Here is an 18,840-nt window from a genome sequence, read left to right on the forward strand (position 1 = left end):
TCCGCTTTCATCAAGTTGTTGCAATTCGTGACGCATATGCCCCCCATGACCATAGCCGATTTCCTCACCGCCCCGATCTCCCAGCCGCAGGAGTTCCCCGAGACCGACCTCTCGGGCCCCGGCCGCTATTTCAACCGCGAGCTCAGCTGGCTCGGCTTCAACTGGCGCGTGCTGGAAGAGGCGGAGAACACCAAGGTTCCGCTGCTGGAACGGCTGCGCTTCCTGTCGATCTCGGCCACCAACCTCGACGAGTTCTACACCGTGCGCGTCGCGGGCCTGCGCGAGCTGGCGCATGCCGGCAACACCACCCCCGCCGCCGACGGGCTGAGCCCGGCCGAGCAGCTGGTGCTGATCGACGAGGATGCGCGACGGCTGATGGCGCATCAGCAGCGGGTTCTGGGCGAGCTTGAAAAAGAGCTCGACGCGGCGGGCATCGACATCGTGCCCCGCGACGCGCTGCAGCCCGAGGATCTGGAGCATCTCAACACCCAGTTTCTCGAGCAGGTGTTTCCGGTGCTCTCGCCGCTGGCGATCGACCCGGCGCACCCGTTCCCCTTCATCGCCAATATGGGGTACTGCCTTGCGCTCGAACTGGAGCGCAAGCGCGACCGCCGCACCCGGCAGGCGCTGCTGCCGATCCCGCATCAGATCGACCGCTTCATCGCCCTGCCCGCCCCCGAGGGGCACAACCGCTTCATTTACCTCGAAGACGTGCTGCTGCTGCACATCGAAAGCCTGTTCCCCGGCTACCGGGTGAAGGACCACTTCGGCTTCCGCGTGCTGCGCGACAGCGACATCGAGGTCGAGGAAGAGGCCGAGGATCTGGTGCGCGAGTTCGAAGTTGCACTGAAACGCCGCCGCCGCGGCGAGGTTGTCCGCCTGACCGTCAGCGCCGGCGCGCCGAAGCAGCTGCGCAGCATCGTCATGCGCGAGCTTTTCGTGCAGGAAGACGATGTGATCGAGCTCGACGGGATGATCGGCATGGCCGACCTCAAGGAACTGGTGCTCGACTCCCGTCCCGATCTGCTGTGGCCCAGCTTCACCCCGCGCGTGCCAGAGCGGGTGCAGGACCACGAAGGCAACATGTTCGAAGCGATCAAGCAAAAGGACATGCTGCTGCACCACCCCTACGAGACCTTCGACATGGTGGTGCGCTTTCTGCATCAGGCCGCGATGGACCCGGACGTGGTGGCGATCAAGCAGACGCTTTATCGCACCTCGCGCAACTCGCCGATTGTCGAGGCGCTCTGCGAAGCGGCCGAGGACGGCAAGTCGGTCACCGCGCTGGTCGAGCTGAAGGCGCGCTTCGACGAGGCCGCCAACATCCGCCAGTCGCGGCGGCTGGAACGCTCGGGCGCGCATGTGGTTTACGGCTTCCTCGACTGGAAGACCCACGCCAAGATCTCTTCGGTGGTGCGCCGCGAGGGCGACAAGCTGGTCACCTACACCCACTGGGGTACCGGCAACTATCACCCGATCACCGCGAAGATTTACACCGACCTGTCGTTCTTCACCTGCGACGCCGAGCTTGGCCGCGATGCCTCGAAGATCTTCAACTACCTGTCGGGCTACGCCATGCCCGAGGGGCTGGAAAACCTCGTCATCTCGCCGCACACGCTGAAGCCGCGGATGCTCGATCTGATCGAGGCGGAGGCCGAGCACGCCCGTCAGGGCCGCCCGGCGCAGATCTGGCTGAAGATGAACTCGCTGATCGAGCCGGACATGATCGACGCGCTCTACGCCGCCAGCCAAGCCGGGGTGAAGATCGACTGCGTGATCCGTGGCATCTGCGGCCTGCGCCCCGGCATCAAGGGCCTGTCCGACAACATCCGGGTGAAAAGCATCGTCGGGCGTTTCCTAGAACACTCGCGCATCGCCTGTTTCGGCAATGGCCACGGGCTGCCGCACAGCAAGGCGCGGGTGCTGATCTCTTCGGCGGACTGGATGGGGCGCAACCTCAACCGCCGGATCGAGACCGGGGTGGAGATCCACAACCCCACGGTGAAGGCGCAGATCGTCAGTCAGATCATGGCGGCAAACCTTGCTGACACGGCGCAAAGCTGGGTGATGGAGCCCTCCGGCAAGTTCACCCGCCACGCGGTGCCCGAAGGCGAGTTCTCGTTCAATTGCCACCGCTTCTTCATGGAGAACCCCTCGCTCTCGGGCCGCGGCTCGGCCGGCGCGAAGGATGTGCCAAAGCTGACCCACGCCGGCGACTGACGGCCTGCGTGGTCGTCGGGCGTATTTGTTGAACAATGAAGGAGTGGGCCGCCCTGGTCCCTTCTTCTCTTTAAAAATACGCACAAAACAGACCACAAGGGGCTGCCAGGCCGGTACTTTCGGGGCGATCGCGGCCGCCAACGTTAACCCCCTTTTGCGCCTCGGCCTCCCCGTGCTAGATGGAAGCGCGAGAGCAATGCCGGAGGAGCAGATGGACGGTAAGGGCGACTCCAGCCAAAACGACGCGGGCCTTTTCGGCCAGCCGCTCTTTGACGATCCCCGCGCCCGGCGCCTGTCGCGGGTCGGCGTGGTCGACATCGGGTCGAACTCGGTGCGTCTCGTGGTCTTTGACGGCGCGGCCCGCAGCCCTGCCTATTTCTACAACGAAAAGATCATGTGCGGGCTGGGCGCAGGCATGTCGGAAACCGGGCGGCTCAACCCCGAAGGCAAGTCCCGCGCGCTGGCCGCGCTGCAACGATTTCAGACGCTGGCCCACGGCATGGAGCTTCCGCCGCTCACCGCCGTTGCCACCGCCGCCATGCGCGATGCCGAGGACGGCCCGGCCTTTCGCGCCGAGATCGAACAGGCGACCGGCCTCAAGATTTGGGTGATCGACGGCGATGAGGAAGCCCGGCTCTCGGCGCAGGGCGTGTTGCTGGGCTGGCCCGGCGCCGACGGTCTGGTCAGCGACATCGGCGGCTCGTCCATGGAGCTCGCCGAGGTCCGCGGCGGGCATATCGGCAAGCGCGCCACGTCGGCGCTGGGTCCGCTGAAGTTCAAGGACCTCAAGGGCGGCAAGAAGGCGCGCGAGAAGTATATCTCCAAGGCGATCGGCGAGCTGGCCGAGCGCATGAGCCCGGCGCCCGCCCCATTGTTTCTGGTCGGCGGCTCGTGGCGGGCGATCGCCCGGATCGACATGGAGCGCCTTGGCTATCCGCTACATGTGCTGCACGAGTACCGGATGACCGTCGACAGCGCGCGCGAGACGCTGAAATTCATCGAAAGCGCCGATCTCGACGCGCTGCGCAGTGCCTGCGGCATCTCGTCGGCACGGATGAGCCTTGTGCCCTATGCCGCCGAAGTGCTTGAAGAGCTTCTGAAGGTCTTCAAACCCACCGGCATCGCCATCTCCAGCTACGGCATCCGCGAGGGGCTGCTTTACGAGCAGATGCCGCAGATGCTGCGCGACCGCGATCCGCTGATCGAAGCCTGCCGGTTTTCCGAGGCAAAGGACGCGCGCCTGCCGGGCTTTGGCAAGAAACTCTACCGCTTCGTGCTGCCGCTCTTTCCAGATGCCAGCGAGGCCGATCTGCGCATCGTCAAGGCCGCCTGCCTGCTGCACGACGTAAGCTGGCGCGCGCACCCCGATTATCGCGCCGAGACCTGCTTCGACAACGCCACACGCGCCAACCTTGGCGGGCTCGATCACCCCGAGCGGGTGTTTCTCGGCCTCGCGCTGCTGCACCGCTACCGCAACAAGCGCGAAGGCACCCGGTTCGAGGATTTCTATACGCTGCTCGACAAGCAGCGCACGCAGCGCGCCGAGATCCTTGGCAAGGCGATGCGCTTTGGCTCGATGCTATGGATGTCAGACGTCACCCGCGAAGACGGGGCGCAGTTCCACTGGGACCCCGAGGAGCGGCGGCTGCGCCTGTGCCTGACCACCGAGGCCTCGCCGCTTTACGGCGAGGTGGCAGAGGCGCGTCTGAACTCTCTGGCGAAATCGTTGTCGGCCAAGTCGGTGCGGCTTGAGATCGACGGCGAAGAGACCCGCGACCTGCTCTGACGCGGCGCGTCCGCCCCCGCCCGCCTCAGAGTTCGATATCGCCGCCGGGGCCGGGTTCGGGCAGATCCGGCGCATCTTCTGGCATGTCGCCCGGCGCGTCCTCGGGATCGAGCTTCTCGCGGCGGCGGATCAGTATGTCCCCATTGGGCAGCATTTCGGGCGCCTCGTAGAGCGTCCAATCCTCTACCTTGTCCGACAGCTCGGCCACGGCCGGGCCCATCTCGTCGACAAAGCTCTGCAGCGCTGGCCCCATGCGTTCGGCCAGCCGCCTGAGATCCTGCACCGTGGGATCGATCTCGTCACGCAGGCCGCGCAGGAACATGTCGGCGCCGCGCTCCATCAGGCTGCGGCCCTCATCGGGCGCGTCATCGCTGAACAGCGGTTCGGTCTCGGGCTGCGCCTCGTCCTGCGCCAGCACTTGGGTTGCGAGAGGCACCAAAGAGGCACCGGCGAGGCAGGCCGCGAGGGCGAGGGGAAACAAGCGTCTCATGATCGGCAATATAGGGCGGCAGACCGAGTCGCGGTAGAGAAACTCCGTCCTGCCAGTCAGATGGCCAGATCCAGCGTGACCGGGAAGTGATCCGAAGCGGTCAGCAAAGCGCTGCACAGGTCCGGTGCTGCCCAGCAGCGTGCATCCTCGAACGGGTGCCAAATCCGCCATTCCTGCGCCACCTCGCGCAGATCGCTGGAGACCATGATGTAATCGAGAAGCGCCTGCAGATAGCGCTTCTCGGGCTCGATGTAGAACCGTGCGGTGGTCGGCTGCGGCGTCAGCCGCCCGCGCAGCGCCTCGCTGGCGTGCGGGTCGTACAGCGCGCCCTCGCCTTCTCCGAGGATGACCTCGACGGAACTCTTGCCGAAGACATGCTCGTATTCATCAATGCCGGGACCGTCGTTGAGATCGCCCAGCACGATCACGCTCTGGCCCCCTGCCAGCAGCCGATCCACCCGGCGGCGCAGCCAGATCGCCTGCGCCAGTTGCTTGCGGCGGTTCGACAGACCCGCGCGCCGGATCGCCGCTTCGCCCTGCACCCCGTGCGGGGCCTTGGATTTCAGATGCGTGCCGATCAGGCGCAGGCTGCGCCCGCCGGGCAGCAGCAGATCGACCTCGAGCGGCGGCTTGGAAAACACCACGTCAGCCGGGCCCGATCCATCGCCGAGATCGACGCGCAACTCGGTGTCAAAGCGCGGCGCATCGGTGCTTTCGCCCGGCACGTGGCGCGCGGTCAGCACATCGGGATCGTAAAGCAGCGCAATCTCTTGCTGGGTGTCGTTGACGAAGCCCACCAGCACCTCGCGCGTGCGCAGATCGAACGCTTCGGCGAAACTGTGCAGCGCGCGCCGCGTGTCGCGCCGGATGCCGGTGTCGGGCGCTTCGATGATCATCACCGCATCAGCGTCCATCGCGGTGAACACCATGCCAAGCGCCTCGGCCTGCTGCGCGCGGGTGATGTCCCGCCGCCCAGACCAATGATCGTCGACCAAAAGCTCTCCGCGCTTGCTGAACAGATCGTCAAACCACTCCACATTGTAGGTGGCCAGCCGCATCGGCTCAGACCTGTTCGCGGGCCGAGATCTCTTCCCACGCGTGGTTGATGTCGATCAGGCGTTTCTCCGACAGTTTGATCGCCTCTTCGGGCAGGCCACGGGCGCACATCACGTCGGGATGGCTTTCGCGCACCAGCTTGCGCCATTGCTTGCGGATGTCGGCCATCGGCGTGTCCGGGCTAACCCCCAGCACGCTGAACGGATCGGGGGCGCAATCGGGCACAAAGCGCGCCCGTAGGGCGCGGAAGGCATGGTCCGGAATGCCGAAGATTTCGGCCACCCGTTCGAGAAACGCGTTCTCGGCGGTGTGATAGTCGCCATCGGCCAGCGCGATATAGAACAGCCCCTCCATCAGATCGGAAAGCTGCTGCGCGTTGTCCTCGAACATGCGGCGGATGCGGCGGGCGTATTCCTCGTAGCCCGCGACGTCCTGCCGGGCGAGGTTGAACACCCGGGCCGCGGCGGCCTCATCCTCGGGGGCGATGGTAAAGACCTCGCGGAAGGCGGCCACCTCGTTGCGCGTGACCTGCCCATCGGCCTTGGCCATCTTCGCCGAAAGCGCGATGACGGCGATGGTAAAGGCAACGCTGCGCTCTGGCGGCTGGCGCAGCTTTTCGAAGACAGCAGTCAGCCCCTCGCCCTTGGCAAGGGCGGCGAGGGCTTCGGAGATGCGCGACCAGATCGACATTGCACCACTCTACGCGGCAACGCGGCAACTGTCAGTGCGACAATGAGAAGTCAGGGGAATTTTCTGCTGCCGCTCCGCAAACTGTGACCGGGCGCGAGCGGTTTCAGGGAGATTGATGTCAGAGAAATTTCTGCATCAGCACAAGATCCATCCAGCGCCCGAACTTGAACCCCACCTCGGGCAGCCGCGCTGTCTCTTGAAACCCGAGCGCCGCGTGGAAGGCGATACCGGCGGCGTTCTCTCCCGACACCCCGGCAAAGAGCGAATGCACGCCCTGATCGCGCGCCACCGCCATCAGGTCGGCCATCAGTGCGCGCCCGACGCCGCGCCCGCGCGCTTCGGGCCCGAGGATCACCGTGTGCTCTTTGGTGTGCGCGTAGCCCGGTCCGCCGCGGAACGGAAAGAAGGTGGCAAAGCCCAGCACCTTCCCGTTTGCCTCGGCCACGCGAAAGGCCGGACCGCGCGCCGCGATATCGGCCTGCAGGCCTTCTGAGGTTTTGCGCAGGGTGGTGAAGGTGGCGGCGCTGTGGTCGATGACCGGGTTCCAGATCGCCGCGATGGTGGCCGCGTCCTCGGCCCTCGCCGCGCGCAGGATCATTGCAGCACTCGCGCTCCGGAGGCGGTGGCAAAACTGCCGCGCAAAGCGGGCTTGGCTTCGACGCTGAACTCGGCCAGCGGCACGTTCAAATGCGGTGACAGCAGCGCCTGCAAGTCTTCGGCCTGCGGATGCGCCACGGTCAGCCGATCCAGCCGGATGCCTGCGCCCGCAAGCGACACGCCCGGCGGCACCGGGCTGACCCATTCGATGAGCGCCGGAAACACGCCGTCGTAGGGCAGCAGCCCGTCGCGCGGCACAGAGATTTTCCAGCTGAGCGCGCCGCGGGTGACGGCGACGGCCTCGCCCGCCATCGGCAGCGCCGCCAGCGCCGCGTCGAGGTTTGGCACCCGGCACACCCATTTGTCGAGCCGCGCCGGGCCCGCGAACCCGTCGAGCCCGAACCAGCGCGGACGCCCGGGAGCCGGGGCTGACGGGTCGATGGCGATGGCTTCGAGGTAGAGATCGTTTTCCAGCCCGAGCAGGAAATTATGGGTGCCGAAATCGGGATGCGCCCCGCCCGGAGACAGTGGCAGCCCCAGTGCGCTTTCGGCATGGCTCACCGCCTCCGCCAGCGTCTCCCCAAGAACAGCCACGTGATCAAGCTCGAGCATCGTCCCTCCGGTCATGTTGCAACTGGACCACGTTAGCGGTGCAAGAGGGGGGTGCAATCGCGAAATGACCAAGTGGACGCAAGAAAATGTGCAGCGCCGCTGGCCCGGCGCGGCTTTGGCGCATATTCTGCGCAGCAAAGGCGACGGGCATCGGAACCGGCCGCCGCGAGGCAAGGAGCACCCCCATGACAATCCGCACCCTGACCGTCCTGCTGATCGCCACCCTCGGCCTTGCCGCCTGCGGCGTGCCCTTCGTGCCGCTGATTTAAACCAGCGGCACCAGAGGCGGGGGCTTACTCGGCAGCACGCGGCGTCCCGATGAGGCCAAGGATCTCCTTGGCTGCGGTGGGGATATTGGTGCCCGGCCCGAAGATCGCCTTGACCCCTGCGTTGTAGAGGAACTCGTAATCCTGATGCGGGATCACCCCGCCACAGATCACAATGATGTCCTCTGCGCCCTGATCCTTCAGCGCCTGCACAAGCTGCGGCGCAAGCGTTTTGTGGCCCGCCGCCTGAGACGAGATACCGACGATGTGCACGTCGTTGTCGATGGCGTCCTGAGCTGCCTCGGCGGGGGTCTGGAACAACGGACCCACATCCACATCAAAACCGATGTCGGCAAAGGCCGTGGCGATCACCTTGGCGCCGCGGTCGTGGCCGTCCTGCCCCATTTTCACGACCAGCATGCGCGGACGGCGACCTTCGGATTCGGCGAAACTTTCAACGTCCTTCTGGATCTGGGCAAAGCCCTCATCGCCCTCATAGGCCGCGCCGTAGACACCAGCGAGGGTCTTCACCTCGGCGCGATGGCGCCCGAATTCCTTTTCCATGGCCATGGAAATCTCTCCGACAGAGGCCCGCGCACGGGCGGCTTCGACCGCGGCTTCCAGCAGGTTGCCGCCCTCTTTCGCACGGCGGGTAAGCTCGGCCAGCGCCGCATCGCAAGCCGCCTGATCGCGGCTCGCCCGCACCTTCTCCAAGCGCGCGATCTGGCTCTCGCGCACCTTGGCGTTGTCGATGTCGAGAATGTCGATCGGGTCTTCGTGGTCCTTGCGGTACTTGTTGACCCCGACGATCACCTCGTCGCCGCGGTCGATCTGCGCCTGACGGCGCGCCGCGGTCTCCTCGATGCGCAGCTTGGGCATGCCCGAGGCGACGGCCTTGGTCATACCGCCCATCTCCTCGACCTCCTCGATCAGCGCCCAGGCCTTCTCGATGAGCTCGTTGGTCAGACTCTCCACGTAGTAGGAGCCCGCCAGCGGATCGACCACATTGGTCACGCCGGTCTCTTCCTGCAGGATAAGCTGGGTGTTGCGCGCGATCCGGGCCGAAAACTCGGTGGGCAGCGCGATCGCCTCGTCAAGCGCGTTGGTGTGCAGCGACTGGGTGCCGCCAAGCACCGCGCTCATCGCCTCGTAGGCGGTGCGGATGACGTTGTTGTAGGGGTCCTGCTCCTGCAGGCTCACACCCGAGGTCTGGCAGTGGGTGCGCAGCATCTTCGAGCGGTCCGACTTGGCGCCGAACTCGGTCATGATGCGGTGCCAGAGCGTGCGCGCGGCGCGCAGCTTGGCCGCCTCCATGAAGAAGTTCATGCCGATGGCAAAGAAGAACGACAGCCGCCCGGCGAACTTGTCCACGTCCATGCCCGCCTCGATCGCCGCGCGCACATATTCGCGCCCGTCGGCCAGCGTGTAGGCCAGCTCCTGCACGAGGTTCGCCCCGGCCTCCTGCATGTGGTAGCCGGAGATCGAGATCGAGTTGAACTTCGGCATCTCGTTCGAGGTGTACTCGATGATGTCCGAGATGATCCGCATCGAAGGCTCGGGCGGGTAGATATAGGTGTTGCGGACCATGAACTCCTTGAGAATGTCGTTCTGGATGGTCCCCGAAAGTACGGCGCGATCGTGTCCCTGCTCTTCGCCCACAACGATGAAATTGGCGAGGATCGGGATCACCGCGCCGTTCATCGTCATCGACACGGAAATCTGGTCGAGCGGAATGCCATCGAAGAGGATCTTCATGTCCTCGACGCTGTCGATGGCGACGCCCGCCTTGCCGACGTCGCCGACCACCCGTTCGTGATCGCTGTCATAGCCGCGGTGGGTGGCCAGATCGAAGGCCACCGAAACGCCCTGCTGCCCTGCCGCCAATGCCTTGCGGTAAAAGGCGTTGGATTCCTCGGCGGTCGAGAAGCCGGCGTATTGCCGGATCGTCCATGGGCGGCCTGCGTACATAGTCGCCTTCACCCCGCGGGTGAACGGGCCGAACCCCGGCAGCGTGCCCATATGCGGCAGATCCGCCGTGTCCTCGGCCGTGTAAAGCGGCCGCACATCAATCCCTTCGAGCGTGTGCCACGTCAGCCCGTCCAGCGGGCGCCCGCGCAGCTCCTTCTCCGCAAGTGCGCGCCAGTCTTCCGTCTTGGCAGTCATCCTCTCGTCCTCTCTCCTTGCGGCCCGCAAGCCGGGCGGTCCCGGCGTGCGCGGCATCCTCCGTTCGTAATCAACCTGTCCTGCCGCGACGCCATCCGGCACTGGCAGCATCTAAATTTTTCGTCACCCGGCGCGGCAGCCCCTGTGCAGCCGCCCGGCCATTGCCTATATCTTGGGGCATGAACCGCCGTATCGCCCTCACCCTGCTTGGATTTCTGACCTTCACCGCAGGTTTCGGGGCGGCCCAAAGTGCCGAGACCCCGGACGTGGCAGAACCGATCCGCCCGGCGGGCGACTCCACGCTGGACGAGTTCCTCTGGCTCAAGCGCCCGCTTCTGGTCTTTGCCGACAACCCCAGCGACCCGCGATACGTGCAGCAGATGCAGCTGATCACCGAACGGCTTGATGCGCTGACAGACCGTGACGTGGTGGTGATCACCGACACAGATCCCGGTGGACGCAGTCCGATCCGCCGTGCGATGCGCCCGCGCGGCTTTATGATCATGCTGCTGGCGAAGGATGGAACCGTGATCCTGCGCAAACCAAGCCCTTGGGATGTCAGAGAAATCAGTCGATCTATCGATAAGCAGCCGCTGCGCCAGCAAGAGGTGCGCGATCGGCGCGATGCCTTGCGGCGGTAGCCGCCAGAGCGTATATTCAGGGCACGCACACAGCGCAGAGCAGGAGACAGCGTCATGGAAAAGGATCCGAACATCCCGTTCACTCCGATCCCGCTGACCGGCCGGACCGGGCCGCGTCCGGGCTATTGACACGCTCGATCACCCGATCGGCTGCCTCGGCGCCGCCATCGGCATAGGCGCGGATCAGTTCCAGCGCATATTGCCCCAAGACGAAGGCCTGCCGTCGCATCTGCGCGTAATCCTCGTACATCGCCACGCGCCGGTCCTGCGGTAGCTTCTCGCGGAAATACGGCCCCCGCATATCCTCTGCCATGATCGACAAGGCCTTGACCTGACCGTAGTAGGCGACCACCGCGTCTATGGTCTGGCGCGGCAGCACCTCGATGCTTTCGACCAGCGCATCGAAAACATGGTCGTGGCGCTCATGCGGGATGAAGGGCACAAAACCTGCCTCGGTGCGCATCCGCTCGGCTGTCGCGACCATGTAGGCGTCTGACTGACCCTCATCCCAGATGGCACGCAGCGTGTTGCCGATCTCGGCGTAAAGCGCCTTGTGATAGTCGCGCAGCTTCTCGGCCTTGTCGCGCGAGCGACCTATCTCGGCAAACATCGCGGTGGTCAGCCAACCCATGGCGATCACCAAGCCCGCGATCAGCGCCTGCCACAGCCGGTCCTCGAGATCGACGGCCTGCGCCAGCAGCACCAGCGGCACGCCCAGAAGCAGCACAATGGGCAGCGCGATGCGGAAAAGGAATTGCAGCAGGATGCGGCGCGAGGTCTCTGCCCCGCGCCCCATGTAAAGCGCCGCCCACAGCAGGCCGATCGCGGCGAGCGCGCCAACGATCCAAGCACCTGCGGAGATGGGCTGCGCGTCGGTCATCGTGTCATTCGAACTCCATGATCACGTCATCCACCGCCAGACTGTCGCCCGGCCCGGCATTGACCTTCTTCACGGTGCCCCGGCGCTCGGCGCGAAGAATGTTCTCCATCTTCATGGCCTCGACGGTGCACAGCGCCTGCCCTTCCTGCACCTCATCGCCTTCGGCCACATTGACCTTCACGATCAGGCCCGGCATCGGGCACAGCAGCATCTTCGACGTGTCGGGCGGCAGCTTCTCGGGCATCAGCCGCGCAAGCTCGGCCTGCCGCGGGGTGCGCACGTTGACCTTGAGATCGGCACCGCGGCTGCGGATGTGGAAGCCGCCGGGGATTTTCCCGACCTTCAGCACCAGCGGCTTGCCGTCGACCTGCATATGCGCAAGCGGATGGCCCGGCGTCCAGTCGCCCGACACCCGGACTTTCGCGCCATCGGCAAACTCGACCGAGGTGCCTTCCTTGTCGGCGGCCAGCACCAGATCAAAGCTTTCGCCCTGCAGCGTGACGTTCCAGTGATCGCCAACCTTGCGCTCGTGGTTGTCGAGCGTGCCCGAGATGCGCGTGCGGCGGATCTCGGCGACGCGGTTCATTGCAGCGGCGGCGGCGGCCACGTCGCGCAGCGCACCTTCGGCCAGCGTCACCCCTTCGAAGCCGTTGGGATATTCCTCGGCGATGAAGGCGGTCGTGATGTTGCCCGACATAAAGCGCGGGTGATCCATCACGGCGGCGAGGAACGGCAGGTTGTGCCCGATGCCTTCGACCTCAAAGCTGTCGAGCGCGTTGCGCATTACCTCGATGGCCTGCTCACGGGTCGGCGCCCAGGTGCACAGCTTGGCGATCATCGGGTCGTAGTACATCGAGATCTCGCCGCCCTCGTAGACGCCGGTGTCGTTGCGCACGATGCCGCCATGCAACTCGCCCTCGGCCGGCGGGCGATAGCGGGTCAGACGGCCGATCGACGGCAGGAAGCCGCGATAAGGGTCTTCGGCGTAGAGGCGGTTCTCGATCGCCCAGCCGTGGATTTTCACGTCGTCCTGCGTGATGGTCAGCGCCTCGCCATTGGCGACGCGGATCATCTGCTCCACGAGGTCGACGCCGGTGATCAGCTCGGTGACCGGGTGCTCCACCTGCAGGCGGGTGTTCATCTCGAGGAAGTAGAAGTTCTTCTCGCCATCGACGATGAATTCCACCGTCCCGGCGCTGGTGTAGCCCACCGCCTTGGCCAGCGCGACGGCCTGCTCGCCCATCGCCTTGCGGGTTTCTGGATCGAGGAACGGGCTCGGCGCCTCTTCGACGACCTTTTGGTTGCGGCGCTGGATCGAGCATTCGCGCTCGTTGAGGTAGATGCCGTTGCCATGCGCGTCGCAAAGCACCTGAATTTCGATGTGTCGCGGCTGCGTGACGAACTTCTCGATGAAGATACGGTCATCGCCGAAGGAACTGGCCGCCTCGTTCTTCGACGACTCGAAACCCTCGCGCGCCTCTTCATCAGTCCATGCGATCCGCATGCCCTTGCCGCCGCCACCGGCGGAAGCCTTGATCATCACCGGGTAGCCGATATCGCCCGAGATCTTCACCGCCTCTTCGGCATCCTCGATCAGCCCCATGTAGCCGGGCACGGTCGAGACCCCGGCCTCCTGCGCGATCTTCTTGGAGGTGATCTTGTCGCCCATCGCCTCGATCGCCCCTTTCGGCGGGCCGACGAAGGCAACGCCAGCGGCTTCAAGCGCCTCGGCAAACTTTGGGTTCTCCGACAGGAAGCCATAGCCCGGGTGCACCGCCTGCGCGCCGGTGTCCTTGATCGCCCCCATGATCTTGTCGATCACGATATACGACTGGTTGGCTTGCGGCGGGCCGATGTGCACCGCCTCATCCGCCATTTCCACGTGCAGCGCGTGCTTGTCGGCATCCGAATAGACCGCCACGGTCTTGATGCCCATCTTACGCGCGGTCTTGATGACCCGGCAGGCGATCTCACCGCGGTTGGCGATCAGGATCTTGTCGAACATGTCTCTCCCTTTCGTTGCGTTTCTTGGCCGCAGGTCAGGGGCGCGGCTGAAGTATTGTCGGGGGTGTTTGCGGGGATGGTGGCTGGCGAATGCACAGCAAAAAGGCCACCGGAGCGGGCTGCTCCGGTGGCCTTGAAAAGCGTATGGGTCAGCGCGCGGCGGAAACCGCCGCGCAGCCGCGCCCGATCAGTTGCAGTACTGCGGGGTGACGTCGTCGCAGACCACGCCGGCGGTTGCGCCAACAGCCGCACCGACGGTGCCGTCACCGCCCGCCGCGCGGTCGACGAGGTAGCCCGCGCCAGCGCCGATGCCGGCGCGCGGAAGGTCCGAGTTCTCACAGGCTGCGACACCAAAAACCCCGAGGACTGCGACAATGCGGATAACGTTTTGCATGTGGGAAACTCCCTGTGTTCCGTAAGTTGAAGTCGCTCCTCAACGCCACGGAAATGGTGAAAGTTCCATACATCTTTCGCTTTCTCACCGGCATGGGCGCCGCACCGCCGATCCGCCCTTACAGCGCTGCGCAAGCCTGCCGATCGGCGCGCGTGTTGACGCGACGACAGGCTGGTATTCCGGCGTGTCGCCGCCGCGGAACCAAATGGTTCGGACGCGTCGCCATGGGCTGAATGAAAAGAAGCGGGCGCGCGGTCAGGGGATTTGCCGCAGCGCCCGCGAGGGGAAGGGTAACGGTGAGCAACGAACGCGGCGAAACGCTGCGTCATTGCCCGCAACAAACTCAGGCTGCACGACTCGCTGGCCGCGTCCAAGCGATATCCAAACGGAATACCCAGACCGGCCTGTTTCCGCGCATCGCGCGAAAAGGAAAGCGAGTTCACGCCCATTCGTTGCCCTCTTCGAAGGCTTCGGGGAACGACGCGCGCCCGGCCACCGGATCGATGATCAGCATCGCCTCGTAGCTCTCGGGATCGAAGGGGTCGTCGTAGGGCAGAACCTCGCGGCCAAAGAGCCACGACAGCCGGCCTGCATCAAGGTTGCCACGCTCGAACGGCTGGTCGCCGAAATGCGCCCAGAGCGACGCCATGAAGCCAAGGTCGGCGCGTTTGTCGGCCGCCCTGCGATCGCGATAGCGCTCGCGCCGCACGATGGCGGTGATCCCCTTGGGATTGGCTCTGCGGATGGTGAATTGAAAGTCCGTGCCGGGAAGCCGGCTCGGAAAGCCACGGTGCTTCAGCATACCGGGCCCTCCATTGTAAGGGCCCGCGGTATGGGGCGATGGCAGTCGGCCCTGCGGGGCCGGAGAGGCGGGACGGACCCGAAGGCCCGTCCCGTCGGCAAGTTACTTGTACTTGCCGGTGTAGACGGGCTCCGCGGTAACGGGCTCGGGATCCACGACCACGTACTCTTCTTCCTGCTGGCCGCCGCAAGCGGAAAGGGTGGCAACGAAGCCGAGCATGGCAAGCAGTTGGATGCTCTTGGACATCTTGATCTCCTGTCAGATTCTTCAGGGCGGACAGACCGCATCGGCCCTGCCAACCCTCGTTCCGGTGTTACGATTGCTCGCGTGCAATCATTCCCCAACATAGCGCAAGTTACGAAAAAGAAATACGTAACTCGTTCCGGGGGCAAAATTTCTCCGCCCAGGGCCGCAAAATAAGAGGAAAATGAGCGGATTTCCGCGCGTTTGGGGGTCATCATCAGAGGGACTCCCACACGCAGATGCCGTCTTTGGGGCTATAGGCTTCGAAATATTGGGGGATTCCGGGTGCCGCGCTACCAAATGCGACCGGCGCAGCCATAAGCGAGATCACGATCACCGAAGGCAGCTTGTCGCGCCCGCTGACGCGCGGCAGCGCGAAACTGTCGCACAAATGCTGCATGTCAGGCGACACAGCCGCGAAGTCCAGCGGCTTGTCACCGCCGATACCCGGCGCGACGAAGCGAAAACGCTCGGTCGCCGACGCAGTATCCGAGAGCGAGTCGTAGAAGGTGACGGGCATGCCCGAGGGCACGGCCACGGCGCTTGGTGCTTGCGCCGCGGTCAGGCTCGGCGTGATGGCCGCAGCCAGTGTCAGAATGCCAGTCCCGATCACCCTCGTCACAAGGATCTCCCCGTTTCTCATCTTGCGTGGACAGGTGAACAGCCGGTCAGGCCGCCCAGTTCACCCAGCGCGCCCGGTTGGCGCGGTCTTCCAGAACCTCGGCGATCCGCGCCTCGACCGCCTTGCGGGGCAGCGCGCCGGCCACCTCGCCGCCGGCCTCGACGCTGACACCGCCCGCGCAGGGGCGCACCCGTACCACCGGCGCAAAGCCACGCAGGTCGCGCAGCGCCCGCCACATGTCTTGCCGCACCTGATGTGCCAGCCGCTCGAGCCGACCGACGGGCGGCAGCAGCGTCTCGACCCTCAGGTCAAAGCGCGCCGGGTTGCGCCGGGCGAGCGTTAAAGTGTCGCCCTCACGCTCCATATGCCATCCCTTCACCTGCATCAGCGCCTCCGGCTCAGAGCGGAATGTTGTCGTGCTTCTTCCACGGATTGCTGAGCTGCTTGTTTCTCAGCATCGCGAAGGCACGGCTCACCCGGCGCCGGGTCGAGCGCGGCTGGATCACCTCGTCGATGAACCCGCGTTCCGCCGCCACAAAGGGGTTGGCGAACCGATCCTCATAGTCCGCAGTGTGCTTGGCGATCTTCTCGGCATCGCCAAGATCGGCGCGGTGAATGATCTCGGTCGCGCCCTTGGCGCCCATCACCGCGATCTCGGCGGTCGGCCATGCGTAGTTCACATCACCGCGCAGGTGCTTGGAGCTCATCACGTCATAAGCGCCGCCATAGGCCTTGCGGGTGATCACCGTGACCTTGGGCACCGTCGCCTCGCCATAGGCGAAGAGCAGCTTCGCGCCGTGCTTGATGACGCCGCCGTATTCCTGGCTGGTGCCCGGCAGGAAGCCCGGCACGTCGACGAAGGTCAGCAGCGGGATCTCGAAGCAGTCGCAGAAGCGCACGAACCGCGCCGCCTTCTTCGAGCTGTCGATGTCGAGACACCCGGCCAGCACCATCGGCTGGTTGGCGACCACGCCCACCGTCTGCCCCTCCAGACGGATGAAGCCGGTGATGATGTTCTTGGCGTGCTCTTCCTGAATTTCGTAGAAATCTCCCTCGTCCGCGACCTTGGTGATCAGCTCCTTCATGTCGTAGGGCTGGTTCGCGTTTTCCGGGATGATCGTGTCGAGCGAGCTTTCCACCCGCTCCACATCATCGAAAAACGGCCGCACCGGCGGCTTCTCGCGGTTATTGAGCGGCAGGAAATCGACAAGGCGGCGCACTTCGGCCAGCGCCTCCACATCGTTTTCGAAAGCACCGTCGGCGACCGAGGACTTGCGGGTGTGGGTGGTCGCGCCGCCCAGTTCTTCGGCAGTGACCACCTCGTTGGTCACCGTCTTTACCACATCGGGGCCGGTGACGAACATGTAGGAGGTGTCTTTCACCATGAAGATGAAGTCGGTCATCGCGGGTGAATAGACCGCGCCGCCAGCGCAGGGCCCCATGATGACCGAGATCTGCGGGATCACGCCCGAGGCCATGATGTTGCGCTGGAAGATCTCGGCATAGCCGGCAAGGCTGTCGACGCCTTCCTGAATGCGCGCGCCGCCCGAGTCGTTGAGCCCGATCACCGGCGCGCCGTTCTGCATCGCCATATCCATGATCTTGCAGATCTTCATAGCGTGGGTGGCCGAAACCGAGCCGCCCAGAACGGTAAAGTCCTGACTGAAGAGGTAGACCATGCGGCCGTTGATCGTGCCCCAGCCGGTGATCACCCCGTCGCCGCTGGGACGGTTCTTCTCCATGCCGAAGTCGGTGCAGCGATGCGCGACGAACATGTCGTATTCTTCGAAACTGCCCTCGTCGAGCAGCAGCTCGATACGCTCGCGCGCGGTCAGCTTGCCTTTGGCGTGTTGCGTATCGATCCGCTTTTGTCCGCCGCCAAGCCGCGCATCAGCGCGGCGCGTCTCCAGCTCGTGAAGAATGTCTTTCATGTCCAATCCTCTCCGTGTTGCCCGGACCATACAGTGGAGGGCCTTGCACTCAAGTCAAATTCGGCAAATTTGCAAACCTTGAAAAGATACCGTGAAGCAAATAGCAAAACAGCAAATACCGCATTAGCGCGATGATACACGTGGACTTTAAGCGCCCCCCGGCATACCCAAAATCCATGAACACCAAACCGCGCGTCCGTTTTCTCGACGCCTCGACCCCGCCACATCTTGTCACGCTTGTCCTGCTGGCCGGGCTTTCCGCGCTGGCGATGAACGTGTTTCTGCCGTCACTGCCGCAGATGACGGCATATTTCGAAACGGAATACAGGCTGATGCAGCTTTCCGTGGCGATCTACCTCGCGGTCAACGCCGCACTGCAGGTGGTGATCGGGCCGATTTCCGACAAGCTCGGGCGGCGGCCGGTGATCCTCTGGGGCGTCGGCCTGTTCATGCTGGCCACGCTGGGCTGCATCTTCGCGCCCAATGTCACGCTCTTTTTGCTATTTCGGATGTGTCAGGCAGTGATCGTCACCGCCATGGTCCTGAGCCGCGCAGTGGTGCGCGACATGGTCAGCCAAGAAGAAGCCGCCTCGATGATCGCCTATGTGACCATGGGCGTTGCGGTGGTGCCGATGGTCGGCCCGGTGATCGGCGGCGCGCTTGGCGAGTTGATGGGCTGGAAGGCGATCTTCTGGATGCTCTTCTTGCTTGGCGGCGCCGTGCTGTGGCTGAGCTGGCGCGATCTGGGCGAGACCTCCACCGCCTCTGGCCTGTCTCTGGCCCAGCAATTCCGCGAGTACCCCGAACTGCTCACCTCACCGCGCTTCTGGGGCTACGCGCTGGCCTGCGCGTTTTCTTCGGGCGCGTTCTTTTCCTACCTCGGTGGCGCGCCATTCGTGGGCTCCGAAGTCTTCGGCCTGACCCCGGCCTCGCTGGGGCTGCACTTTGGCGCACCGGCGGTCGGCTACTTCCTCGGCAACTGGATCTCGGGAAAATACTCCGCCCGCATCGGCATCAACAAGATGATCCTCTGGGGCTCGCTAATCCTGTCGGCTGGGCTGACGGCCGCGCTGATCACCTTTGCCCTGACCGGCGGCTCGGCGCTGATTTTCTTCGGCTTCATGTGCTTTGTCGGCCTTGGCAACGGCATGACAATCCCCAATGCCACAGCGGGCACGCTGTCGGTGCGCCCGCATCTGGCGGGCACCGCCTCGGGGCTGGGCGGTGCGATCATGATCGGCGGCGGCGCGGCGCTTTCGGCTCTGGCGGGTGCGCTGCTGCAACCGGGCACGGGCGCATGGCCTCTGCTGTGGCTGATGCTGGCCACCTCGATCGCCTCGGTGATCTCGATCCTTCTGGTGTTCCGGCGCGAAAGACGGCTGGCAGGGCTGGACGCCGCCTGACGAGTTTGCAAAATTGCTTCCACTGGGGAGCAAAGGCGCA

At 64.7% G+C, this 18,840-nt stretch carries 19 protein-coding genes; 5 read left to right on the plus strand and 14 right to left on the minus strand.

Annotation, left to right across the window (positions count from 1 at the left end; all coding sequences use genetic code 11):
• The first annotated feature begins 45 nt into the window (after nt 1–45).
• Both ACXAJT_RS21845 and ACXAJT_RS21850 read left to right on the plus strand, forming a co-directional pair.
• Nucleotides 46–2,220, plus strand: coding sequence for an RNA degradosome polyphosphate kinase (locus ACXAJT_RS21845; RefSeq protein ID WP_475239027.1), 2,175 nt, complete (start codon nt 46–48; stop codon nt 2,218–2,220).
• 211 nt (nt 2,221–2,431) lie between these two features.
• On the plus strand, nt 2,432–4,006 hold the full coding sequence (locus ACXAJT_RS21850; protein ID WP_475239029.1) for a Ppx/GppA family phosphatase: 1,575 nt from the start codon (nt 2,432–2,434) through the stop codon (nt 4,004–4,006).
• Between the two features lie 25 nt (nt 4,007–4,031).
• Here ACXAJT_RS21850 and ACXAJT_RS21855 read toward each other — a convergent pair whose 3' ends face one another.
• The 5 genes from ACXAJT_RS21855 to ACXAJT_RS21875 form a co-directional block, all read right to left on the minus strand.
• On the minus strand, nt 4,032–4,442 hold the full coding sequence (locus ACXAJT_RS21855; RefSeq protein WP_475239031.1) for a hypothetical protein: 411 nt from the start codon (nt 4,440–4,442) through the stop codon (nt 4,032–4,034).
• 110 nt (nt 4,443–4,552) lie between these two features.
• Entirely contained in the window at nt 4,553–5,554 is a 1,002-nt protein-coding gene (locus tag ACXAJT_RS21860; protein WP_475239034.1) for an endonuclease/exonuclease/phosphatase family protein, read from the minus strand.
• Between the two features lie 4 nt (nt 5,555–5,558).
• Complete coding sequence (locus ACXAJT_RS21865; protein ID WP_475239037.1) at nt 5,559–6,242, minus strand: TerB family tellurite resistance protein; 684 nt, start codon at nt 6,240–6,242, stop codon at nt 5,559–5,561.
• Nucleotides 6,243–6,360: 118 nt separating this feature from the next.
• Nucleotides 6,361–6,840, minus strand: a complete 480-nt coding sequence (locus ACXAJT_RS21870; protein WP_475239041.1) for an N-acetyltransferase family protein — start codon at nt 6,838–6,840, stop codon at nt 6,361–6,363.
• On the minus strand, nt 6,837–7,451 hold the full coding sequence (locus tag ACXAJT_RS21875; protein WP_475239044.1) for a VOC family protein: 615 nt from the start codon (nt 7,449–7,451) through the stop codon (nt 6,837–6,839). The genes ACXAJT_RS21870 and ACXAJT_RS21875 overlap by 4 nt, the downstream gene beginning before the upstream one ends.
• Before the next feature lie 86 nt (nt 7,452–7,537).
• Between ACXAJT_RS21875 and ACXAJT_RS21880 the strand changes: the two genes are divergently transcribed.
• Entirely contained in the window at nt 7,538–7,720 is a 183-nt protein-coding gene (locus ACXAJT_RS21880; protein WP_475239047.1) for a hypothetical protein, read from the plus strand.
• A gap of 24 nt (nt 7,721–7,744) precedes the next feature.
• Here ACXAJT_RS21880 and scpA read toward each other — a convergent pair whose 3' ends face one another.
• Nucleotides 7,745–9,880 (minus strand): methylmalonyl-CoA mutase, encoded by a 2,136-nt coding sequence (gene scpA / locus ACXAJT_RS21885; RefSeq protein WP_475239049.1) that lies wholly within the window; start codon nt 9,878–9,880, stop codon nt 7,745–7,747.
• A 179-nt stretch (nt 9,881–10,059) separates the two neighbouring features.
• Here scpA and ACXAJT_RS21890 point away from each other — a divergent pair, with 179 nt between their 5' ends.
• Complete coding sequence (locus tag ACXAJT_RS21890; RefSeq protein ID WP_475239051.1) at nt 10,060–10,521, plus strand: DUF4174 domain-containing protein; 462 nt, start codon at nt 10,060–10,062, stop codon at nt 10,519–10,521.
• Nucleotides 10,522–10,600: 79 nt separating this feature from the next.
• Here ACXAJT_RS21890 and ACXAJT_RS21895 read toward each other — a convergent pair whose 3' ends face one another.
• From ACXAJT_RS21895 to ACXAJT_RS21930, 8 genes are all read right to left on the minus strand, one after another.
• Nucleotides 10,601–11,401: a hypothetical protein gene (locus ACXAJT_RS21895; protein WP_475239054.1), complete on the minus strand. Its 801-nt coding sequence runs from the start codon at nt 11,399–11,401 to the stop codon at nt 10,601–10,603.
• A gap of 4 nt (nt 11,402–11,405) precedes the next feature.
• Nucleotides 11,406–13,406, minus strand: a complete 2,001-nt coding sequence (locus tag ACXAJT_RS21900) for an acetyl-CoA carboxylase biotin carboxylase subunit (RefSeq protein ID WP_475239057.1) — start codon at nt 13,404–13,406, stop codon at nt 11,406–11,408.
• Nucleotides 13,407–13,592: 186 nt separating this feature from the next.
• Nucleotides 13,593–13,799 (minus strand): hypothetical protein, encoded by a 207-nt coding sequence (locus ACXAJT_RS21905; RefSeq protein WP_475239060.1) that lies wholly within the window; start codon nt 13,797–13,799, stop codon nt 13,593–13,595.
• 439 nt (nt 13,800–14,238) lie between these two features.
• On the minus strand, nt 14,239–14,601 hold the full coding sequence (locus ACXAJT_RS21910; RefSeq protein ID WP_475239062.1) for a hypothetical protein: 363 nt from the start codon (nt 14,599–14,601) through the stop codon (nt 14,239–14,241).
• Nucleotides 14,602–14,703: 102 nt separating this feature from the next.
• A complete protein-coding gene (locus ACXAJT_RS21915) occupies nt 14,704–14,847 on the minus strand; it encodes a hypothetical protein (RefSeq protein WP_176806568.1) in 144 nt (47 codons plus the stop codon).
• 214 nt (nt 14,848–15,061) lie between these two features.
• Nucleotides 15,062–15,466, minus strand: a complete 405-nt coding sequence (locus tag ACXAJT_RS21920; RefSeq protein ID WP_475239064.1) for a DUF6497 family protein — start codon at nt 15,464–15,466, stop codon at nt 15,062–15,064.
• 46 nt (nt 15,467–15,512) lie between these two features.
• On the minus strand, nt 15,513–15,851 hold the full coding sequence (locus ACXAJT_RS21925; RefSeq protein WP_475239067.1) for a hypothetical protein: 339 nt from the start codon (nt 15,849–15,851) through the stop codon (nt 15,513–15,515).
• Between the two features lie 13 nt (nt 15,852–15,864).
• The gene (locus ACXAJT_RS21930) at nt 15,865–17,397 is read right to left on the minus strand and encodes an acyl-CoA carboxylase subunit beta (protein WP_475239070.1); all 1,533 of its coding nucleotides are present in this window, start codon (nt 17,395–17,397) and stop codon (nt 15,865–15,867) included.
• 176 nt (nt 17,398–17,573) lie between these two features.
• Here ACXAJT_RS21930 and ACXAJT_RS21935 point away from each other — a divergent pair, with 176 nt between their 5' ends.
• Nucleotides 17,574–18,800, plus strand: a complete 1,227-nt coding sequence (locus ACXAJT_RS21935; protein WP_475239073.1) for a multidrug effflux MFS transporter — start codon at nt 17,574–17,576, stop codon at nt 18,798–18,800.
• Nucleotides 18,801–18,840: the final 40 nt, after the last annotated feature.

The sequence above is a fragment of the Salipiger sp. ABF4_146 genome (genome assembly GCF_056161345.1).

Coding starts and splice junctions, on each gene's coding strand:
- ACXAJT_RS21870 (WP_475239041.1), bottom strand. CDS start 6,840: ATGATCCTGCGCGCGGCGAGGGCCGAGGACGCGGCCACCATCGCGGCG.
- ACXAJT_RS21935 (WP_475239073.1), top strand. CDS start 17,574: ATGAACACCAAACCGCGCGTCCGTTTTCTCGACGCCTCGACCCCGCCA.
- ACXAJT_RS21895 (WP_475239054.1), bottom strand. CDS start 11,401: ATGACCGACGCGCAGCCCATCTCCGCAGGTGCTTGGATCGTTGGCGCG.
- ACXAJT_RS21910 (WP_475239062.1), bottom strand. CDS start 14,601: ATGCTGAAGCACCGTGGCTTTCCGAGCCGGCTTCCCGGCACGGACTTT.
- ACXAJT_RS21900 (WP_475239057.1), bottom strand. CDS start 13,406: ATGTTCGACAAGATCCTGATCGCCAACCGCGGTGAGATCGCCTGCCGG.
- ACXAJT_RS21850 (WP_475239029.1), top strand. CDS start 2,432: ATGGACGGTAAGGGCGACTCCAGCCAAAACGACGCGGGCCTTTTCGGC.
- ACXAJT_RS21890 (WP_475239051.1), top strand. CDS start 10,060: ATGAACCGCCGTATCGCCCTCACCCTGCTTGGATTTCTGACCTTCACC.
- ACXAJT_RS21845 (WP_475239027.1), top strand. CDS start 46: ATGACCATAGCCGATTTCCTCACCGCCCCGATCTCCCAGCCGCAGGAG.
- ACXAJT_RS21925 (WP_475239067.1), bottom strand. CDS start 15,851: ATGCAGGTGAAGGGATGGCATATGGAGCGTGAGGGCGACACTTTAACG.
- scpA (WP_475239049.1), bottom strand. CDS start 9,880: ATGACTGCCAAGACGGAAGACTGGCGCGCACTTGCGGAGAAGGAGCTG.
- ACXAJT_RS21915 (WP_176806568.1), bottom strand. CDS start 14,847: ATGTCCAAGAGCATCCAACTGCTTGCCATGCTCGGCTTCGTTGCCACC.
- ACXAJT_RS21930 (WP_475239070.1), bottom strand. CDS start 17,397: ATGAAAGACATTCTTCACGAGCTGGAGACGCGCCGCGCTGATGCGCGG.
- ACXAJT_RS21860 (WP_475239034.1), bottom strand. CDS start 5,554: ATGCGGCTGGCCACCTACAATGTGGAGTGGTTTGACGATCTGTTCAGC.
- ACXAJT_RS21880 (WP_475239047.1), top strand. CDS start 7,538: ATGTGCAGCGCCGCTGGCCCGGCGCGGCTTTGGCGCATATTCTGCGCA.
- ACXAJT_RS21905 (WP_475239060.1), bottom strand. CDS start 13,799: ATGCAAAACGTTATCCGCATTGTCGCAGTCCTCGGGGTTTTTGGTGTC.
- ACXAJT_RS21875 (WP_475239044.1), bottom strand. CDS start 7,451: ATGCTCGAGCTTGATCACGTGGCTGTTCTTGGGGAGACGCTGGCGGAG.
- ACXAJT_RS21865 (WP_475239037.1), bottom strand. CDS start 6,242: ATGTCGATCTGGTCGCGCATCTCCGAAGCCCTCGCCGCCCTTGCCAAG.